This window comes from Synechococcus sp. R5-13, assembly GCF_047462015.1.
Lineage (GTDB): Bacteria > Cyanobacteriota > Cyanobacteriia > Thermostichales > Thermostichaceae > Thermostichus.
On the sequence record NZ_JANSIL010000098.1, the window covers coordinates 1 to 7,065 of the forward strand.

The 7,065-nt window shown below is 61.2% G+C and carries 6 protein-coding genes; 1 reads left to right on the forward strand and 5 read right to left on the reverse strand.

What is annotated here, in order from left to right:
* Positions 1-160: 160 nt before the first annotated feature.
* Positions 161-361, reverse strand: coding sequence for a 50S ribosomal protein L35 (gene rpmI, locus NW840_RS08140; protein WP_414343579.1), 201 nt, complete (start codon positions 359-361; stop codon positions 161-163).
* Positions 362-489: 128 nt separating this feature from the next.
* Positions 490-1,722, reverse strand: a complete 1,233-nt coding sequence (locus NW840_RS08145; protein WP_414343581.1) for a class I SAM-dependent methyltransferase — start codon at positions 1,720-1,722, stop codon at positions 490-492.
* A 72-nt stretch (positions 1,723-1,794) separates the two neighbouring features.
* Between NW840_RS08145 and glcD the strand changes: the two genes are divergently transcribed.
* Complete coding sequence (gene glcD / locus NW840_RS08150) at positions 1,795-3,306, forward strand: glycolate oxidase subunit GlcD (protein ID WP_414343583.1); 1,512 nt, start codon at positions 1,795-1,797, stop codon at positions 3,304-3,306.
* 61 nt (positions 3,307-3,367) lie between these two features.
* On the opposite strand, the gene NW840_RS08155 is transcribed toward glcD, so the two are convergent.
* The 3 genes from NW840_RS08155 to NW840_RS08165 form a co-directional block, all read right to left on the reverse strand.
* Positions 3,368-5,254 carry an AAA family ATPase gene (locus tag NW840_RS08155; protein ID WP_011434384.1) on the reverse strand — a complete coding sequence of 629 codons (1,887 nt, stop codon included), beginning with the start codon at positions 5,252-5,254 and terminating at the stop codon, positions 3,368-3,370.
* A gap of 123 nt (positions 5,255-5,377) precedes the next feature.
* A complete protein-coding gene (gene hypB, locus NW840_RS08160) occupies positions 5,378-6,067 on the reverse strand; it encodes a hydrogenase nickel incorporation protein HypB (protein ID WP_414343585.1) in 690 nt (229 codons plus the stop codon).
* Between the two features lie 35 nt (positions 6,068-6,102).
* The gene (locus NW840_RS08165) at positions 6,103-6,675 is read right to left on the reverse strand and encodes a phycobiliprotein lyase (protein ID WP_041436880.1); all 573 of its coding nucleotides are present in this window, start codon (positions 6,673-6,675) and stop codon (positions 6,103-6,105) included.
* Positions 6,676-7,065: the final 390 nt, after the last annotated feature.

Genomic DNA, 7,065 nt, shown 5'->3' on the forward strand with positions numbered 1-7,065 from the left:
ACTTCCGCATTCCTCCCGACACTGACCCTACGGGTACAGTGCGGGGCTCCTGCGATTTCTAGCTGAAGGGTAGAAGCACTCCGTCCTGCTAACGGGATCGGAACTGCTGTCGCCAATGCCAGCCCCTGAAATCTTCTTGCCGGCGCGAGCGGGATCCCGGCTAGTGGGTGTTGGGCAACATCAGGCGCACATTGACCAAATCCCGCTTGTCCACCAGGGCCACACCGGCCAATTTGCGTTTGCGCTTGCTGGTTTTGTGCTCCAGCAAGTGGTTGTGCCCGGCCCTGCGACGCATAAACTTGCCGCTGCCGGTCAGGCGGAAGCGCTTGGCTGCTGCCTTGCGGGTTTTGATTTTGGGCATGATGACAACCCCAGAATACGCGGGGCCAGAGCTAAAGGTCACAGCTTTCTAGGATAAGCCATAGAAGAACAAGAGGGCAAATGCCAAGGTTCGTCCCGCTGAGGCAAATGACAGCAGTCGAGAAACTCTCAGGAGACTGAGTTTTGAGGCTCCAGCAGCAGCACTTGCCAGCGCAGCAAGCGTTGCAGTTGCTCGAAGCTCAGGGGGCACTCTAGGCCAGCCTGGATCTCTTGGACGGTGCGGATCCCGTCCACCTGTTGGAGAAAGGCGAAGGCTTCTTCGCTCAGGGAGATGGCTTCGTAAGCATAGTTGAAAATGCTCCGCCCCGGCCACAGGCCCAGACAGGGGCTGAGGTGGGCAATGGCTGATGCTACACTTTCCGGGCTTGTCCATTCCCAGCAGCGGATGGGGGGCTTGCCGAGAAACAGCTCGTAGTGGGCTACCACCGGATCCAGCAGCTCGATCAGGCGATAGCGTTCCGGTTCCGGCAGCTGAGCCGCCTGAGCCAGCAGGGCCTCGTCCTGGCCCAACACCCGTTCCAGCCGCCAAAACTCCGGGTTGGAAAAGCGCAGAAACTGCAGTCCGGAAGCCCGGATTAATTCAAACAGAGTCTCGATGGTGTAGTCCACTTCCTGGGGGTGCAGGTACATATCGGCGAAGCATTCGTCGTCCACGTTCTCGATGGCCCAGCGGGCACGTTCTTGCTGCTGGATGCGGTTGGTTTCCGGCAAGATCTCGAAAAGGCGGCGGCCCACCTGGAGACCCCTCTGCAATTGCTCCGCCGAGGCAAGGGTCTGGTGTTCAGAACCCGTTACCAGCAGGCGGATGGCCTTTTGCATGAGGCGGATTTCGTGGCGGCCCAGCTCACCATACACAAACAGGTGCAAGAGCCCGCCGGGAGCCAATTTGCCGGCCAAAGCCTGCAGCCCTGCCACCGGATCGGGCAGGTGGTGGAGCACGCCCACGCAGTTGATGAAGTCAAACTGCCCCGGCAGCTGGTCGATGTCGTAGACGTTGAGCTGGCGAAACTGCACCGGCGGTGCCTGGGAAGCCCGACAACGGGCCTCGGCAATCTCCAGGGCGCGGCTGCTCAGATCAAAGGCCCAAATTTCTGCGTTGGGGTTTTGGTGGGCGATGTATTCCGTTCCCACTCCCGAGCCACAGCCGGCATCCAGAATGCGCACCCTGCGCCGACCCGGATGGGATCCCGTACAAAAGGCATGGGCCTGGGGCCAACTCCAGCGCCAATTCCACCCCGGCGGGGGAACAGTGCCGACGGGCTGCGGGGGGAAAGGGTAGAGCTCGTAGAGCTGCCGCACTTGGTTGAGGATTTGTTCGGCGCTGGGGGAGTTGGGCTGCATGGACTATCTGTTGGAGCCAGCAAGACTATAGTGACAATATCCCCCTCCCAAACTCCTGCTGAGCCTACTGTTATGAAAGTGCTTCGCACTGCCAGCGCAAAAACTTCTTCTCATCCTCTGCAAACCGGCCTCACCTTCGACTGGATTAGGCTGACGGCTGAGCTCAAAAAGATTCTGGATCCCCAGCGGGTGATCAGCAAGCCGGAGGAGCTGCTGGTTTACGAATGCGATGGGCTGGTCAGCTACCGGCAAAGGCCGGCGCTGGTGGTGCTGCCCCGCACAACAGAAGAGGTAGCGCAGGTGGTGAAGCTGTGCAGCCGCTACCAGGTGCCCTTCGTGGCGCGGGGATCCGGTACGGGCCTCTCAGGGGGAGCCCTGCCGGTGGAAAATAGCGTCGTCATCGCCACCACCCTGATGAAGCAGATCCTGGAAATCGACCTGGACAACCGCTGCATGGTGGTGCAGCCGGGGGTTATTAACACTTGGATTACCCAGGCCGTGGCCGCCCAAGGCTACTTTTATGCGCCGGATCCCTCTAGCCAGTCGGTTTGCTCCATCGGAGGTAATGTGGCGGAGAACTCCGGCGGTGTCCACTGCCTCAAATACGGGGTGACGGCCAACCACATTCTCGGCCTGACGGTGGTGCTGCCGGATGGGGAGGTGGTGTGCTGGGGAGGCAAGCTCCCGGAGATGCCCGGCTACGACTGGGTGGGGCTGTTTGTGGGATCCGAGGGCACCCTGGGCATTGCCACCGAGATTACCCTGCGCTTGCTCAAGGCCCCGGCTCAAGTGCAGGTTTTGCTGGCAGACTTTGACAGTGTGGAAGCGGCGGGATCCACCGTCTCCGACATCATTGCTGCCGGGATCATCCCCGCCGGCCTGGAGATTATGGACAACTTCAGCATCAATGCCGTGGAGGATGTGGTGCAGTTGGGCTACTATCCGCGGGATGCGGCGGCCATTTTGTTGGTGGAGGTGGATGGGCTGGAACTGGAGGTGGAAGAAGCCGGCCAACAGGTGAGGGCGCTGTGCTTCAAAAATGGGGCGCGACAGGTGCAAGTCGCATCCGACCCGGAAGAGCGGGCGCGGGTGTGGAAAGGACGTAAGGCAGCATTTGCCGCCATGGGCAAGCTCAGCCCCAACTACTATGTTCAGGATGGGGTGATCCCCCGCAGCCAGCTAGCCTTTGTCTTGAAGGAAATCGAGCGCCTCAGCCGTGAGTACGGTTATCCGGTGGCCAATGTGTTTCACGCTGGCGACGGCAATCTGCACCCCTTGATCCTCTACGACGAGTCGGTGCCGGGATCCCTGGAGCAGGTGGAGAAACTGGGGGGCGAGATCCTTAAGCTCTGCGTGCGCTTGGGGGGCAGCATCTCCGGCGAACATGGCATCGGGGCAGACAAACGCTGCTACATGCCGGAAATGTTTACGCCTGCGGATCTGGAGAGCATGCAATGGGTGCGGCAGGTGTTCGACCCCCAGCACATCGCCAACCCCGGCAAGATCTTTCCCACCCCCCGCACCTGCGGTGAGTCAGCCCACGCCCACAGCCAACCAGAATGGCAAGGGATCCCAGTCTTTTGATTTTGAAAGTTTGAAGGTGCTCCGAACCGCTGGCGTGATGGGAATAGCCCTCAGGCTGGGATCAGCCGGCTTGGCGTTGCTGCTGCAGCTCGGCAAAGGCTCGACAGAAGTCTTCCTGTTGGATGACCAGGGTTTTGGCATCCACCGTCTCGGAAGTGGCGCGGTGGCGGCGGATGGCGGCAATGGCGGCGCGGTTGCTGAGCAGGGCCAGGTCGGCACCACTCCAACCTTCGGTCTGCTCGGCCCACCCCTGTAAGTCCACATCAGGCCCCAGGGGACGCTTGCGGTTGTGAACGGCCAAAATTTCCCGTCGCCCGCTGCGATCCGGCAGCTCCACGCTCAGGTGCAGCTCCAACCTGCCGGCCCGGGTGAGGGCGGGATCCAAACTGGCTTTGCGGTTGGTGGCGGCCACCACCAACACCCCCTGGCTGGGGCGGATCCCGTCCAGCTCTGCCAGCAGTTGCCCCAGAACGCGGTCGCTGACCCCACTATCCCCGGAGTAGCTTCCCCGCGCCGGGGCGAGGGTGTCGATCTCGTCGATGAAGATGACACAGGGGGCGCATTGGCGGGCGCGGGCAAAAAGTTCCCGCACCGCCTGCTCGGAGGATCCCACCCATTTGCTCAAGAGCTCCGGGCCGGAGACGGCAATGAAGTTAGCCTTGGCCTGGGAAGCGATGGCTTTGGCCAACAGGGTTTTGCCAGTGCCAGGGGGGCCGCTGAGGAGGATGCCCTTGGGCGCTTGGGCCTGAGCCTGCTCGTACAACTCAGGGTGCAGCAGGGATCCCTCGATGGCCTCTTGCAAAATCTGCTTGGCGTGCTCCAGGCCGCCAATTTGATCCCAGCTCACCTGCGGGGATTCAATCTCCACCGAGCGCAGCACCGCCGGCTTCACCTGTTGCAGAGCCTGTTGAAAATCCGCTGCGGTTACCGTCAGGGACTCGGGGATGGGGGATCCCAAATCGGGCACCTGCCGCCGCAAAGCCGCATAGGCTGCTGCCTGGCACAGGCCCCGCAGATCTGCCCCCACAAAGCCCAGCGTCTGATCCGCCAGGCTGTCCAGATCCACATCCTCCGCCAAGGGCATGCCGCGGGTGTGGATGGCCAGGATCTCCCGCCGCCCCTCCCGGTCCGGCACCTTGAAGATCACCTCCCGATCAAAGCGCCCCGGTCGCCGCAGAGCCGGATCCAGAGCCTCGGGCCGGTTGGTGGCTGCCAGCACCACGATCCCCTTTTGGGCCACAAACCCGTCCATCAGCCCCAGCATCTGGGCCACCAGGCGTTTTTCCACCTCCCCCTCGACAGTGGCGCGGTTGGGCACTAGGGCATCGATTTCGTCAATAAACACCAGACAGGGAGCCGATTTGGCTGCCTTTTCAAACAGTTGCCGCAGGCGCGCCTCCGCCTCGCCGTAGTACTTGCCGATCAGCTCCGGGCCGACAATGGCGATGTAGTTCACCCCCAGGCTCTCGGCCAGGGCGCGGGCCGTCAGGGTTTTGCCGGTGCCGGGGGGGCCTACCAACAACACGCCGCGGGGCGGATCCAACCCCAGCTTGGCCAGCAGATCGGGCCGCTTGAGGGGGATCTCCACCATCTCCCGCAGCGCTTGGAGCTGTTCCCTCAGTCCCCCCACATCCTTGAGGCGTGGCCCAGCCCAAGACTCTGGGCGGTCGGCAGAAGTTGCTGGCGGGTCGGGCACAGCGGCCTTGGACGGTTCCTGGAAGCGAACCGCAGACATCACTTGGGGCTCGCTGCTCCAGGGGGGATCCCCCGTTTGGGCAGGGCTGCGGCGGCGGGGGATGGAGCCGGAAGGGGGAATAGAACTGCCCAGAGGACGGGCCTGGATGCGGACTTCGGTTCGCAGCTCTCCACTTTGCTTTTTCTCGTCCAGCTTCTGAGCCAGCTCGATCAACTGCTCAATGCCCTGTACAAAGTCACTTAAATTGGCCATAGCCGGGATTTTCCATCCACACAAGTTATCTGCAAATTGACCCGCCAGAGGTGCTAACTCATCCCCTGCCTGGCCAGCTCAGGTGAGGAGAGTTCCACGGCTAGATGCTCAGTATGATACCCTTCACTGCGGCTGCCGTCGGTGTTGGGCAAGGAGAATCTGCTCTCGGATCCAGCCCAGCCAGGGCTCCAGCCCGTCACCCGTCTTGGCAGAAAGACAAAAAATCGGCACAGAAGGGTTGATCTCGCGGATATTGGCCTGGATCCGATCCAAATCCACCTCCAACACAGGAACCAGATCCACTTTGGTGATCAGCAGACAATCCGCCTCTCGAAACATGATTGGGTACTTGAGAGGCTTGTCTTCCCCTTCTGTGACGCTGAGCAGTGCTACCTTGGCGTGTTCCCCCACCTCAAACTCCGCCGGGCAGACCAAGTTGCCGACATTTTCCACCAGCAGCAAATCCAGTTGTTGGGGATCCAGCAGTGCTTCCAATTGCTGCAAGCCCCCGGCCACCATGGCCGCATCCAAATGACAGGCCCGCCCCGTGTTGATGGCAATCACCGGGATCCCGTAGCGACGCAACCGCTCCGCGTCCAGTTGGGTCGTCATGTCTCCCTCGATCACCGCCAGGCGCAGCGAGCCGGCAAGAGCGACCACGGTTTTCTCCAGCAAAGACGTCTTACCCGCCCCCGGCGCGCTCATGAGGTTCAGACAGGTTACTCCCCAGGCATCAAAATGCTCCCGGTTGTGGTCGGCCTGGTGTTGATTGGCGTGGAGCAGGTTAATCCCCAGATCCAAGACTTGGTGCATGGCACAACCCGTGTTGCGGTTGAGGAGAAAACGCTCTAGCTGCGGAAAGAGCTGGATTCGGCCACCGTAGGGGTGGGAGAAGGGCCGACGGAGAGTTTACGCACCTCGGAGCAGAAAGAAGCCATGCTGAAGCCACCGAACCGCTTGACAGTGCTGGCCCGCAGGCGCAAGTTGGGGCTGGCAAACCAAATGCGCTCTTCCGACTCAGTCATCTCATACTGGGTGTAAAGGGTAAGGGCGCCATCGGATCCCATGACATAGGTACCGGCCACCGGTACTTTCTCAGCGTAGCCCTGATCCCGCAGCAACTGCCCGCGCATGGGATCGGTCTCATCGGGGATAGGTACCAGCACCACGTCTCCCTTGTACTCTTCGTTGTCCCACTCCTGCTCGCCATCCCACCGCACCCGCGCTGCTCCCACAGCTCGTCGGGGATCCACCCTGAACAACTCGCAAACCCGGATGACTGCTGGATCGGTTGCCGCAAGGGTGGCAATTTGTAGCCGCGACCTCCCACCCTCAGAGCGGCGGAAAGCCAAGTGATGGCTGGTGCGTTGGCACATCCACTCCCCAGCACTGAGGGCGAAAAACTCCATTACGGTCATCATGGCCGACGCGGATCCTCATCGATGGAACAGGGTTTGCCGATCTTAGCTTGCAGAGCAACTCAACGATTTAGCTAACGGTGGTGCGGGGGCAATCAGTCCTGCGCTCTACCCGCAGGGTAAGCACCGGGATACAGGGATCCCCACCATACCCCTGAGCGAAATCTGTAGCAAAACCTACTTATGCTGGTGTAACCTACAAGCACCGGATTGATCCAGATGCCTCCCAACAAGCCGCTCGCGTCAGCGGGACGGAGGCCTTGCTGTTGGCGTGGCTGGAGATTGGCCGGGACGTATACAACTACACTTTGCCGGAAATCAACGAGTGGATAGCATCTTGCTCTTGGCCGGTGGACAGGGGTTCCTGGGTGCAGGAGTCCATCCTGTCTGCCG

Bases quoted from the DNA above. Each gene is read 5' to 3' on its own strand.
- rpmI (WP_414343579.1), bottom strand. From the start codon at position 361: ATGCCCAAAATCAAAACCCGCAAGGCAGCAGCCAAGCGCTTCCGCCTG.
- NW840_RS08145 (WP_414343581.1), bottom strand. From the start codon at position 1,722: ATGCAGCCCAACTCCCCCAGCGCCGAACAAATCCTCAACCAAGTGCGG.
- glcD (WP_414343583.1), top strand. From the start codon at position 1,795: ATGAAAGTGCTTCGCACTGCCAGCGCAAAAACTTCTTCTCATCCTCTG.
- NW840_RS08155 (WP_011434384.1), bottom strand. From the start codon at position 5,254: ATGGCCAATTTAAGTGACTTTGTACAGGGCATTGAGCAGTTGATCGAG.
- hypB (WP_414343585.1), bottom strand. From the start codon at position 6,067: ATGCACCAAGTCTTGGATCTGGGGATTAACCTGCTCCACGCCAATCAA.
- NW840_RS08165 (WP_041436880.1), bottom strand. From the start codon at position 6,675: ATGATGACCGTAATGGAGTTTTTCGCCCTCAGTGCTGGGGAGTGGATG.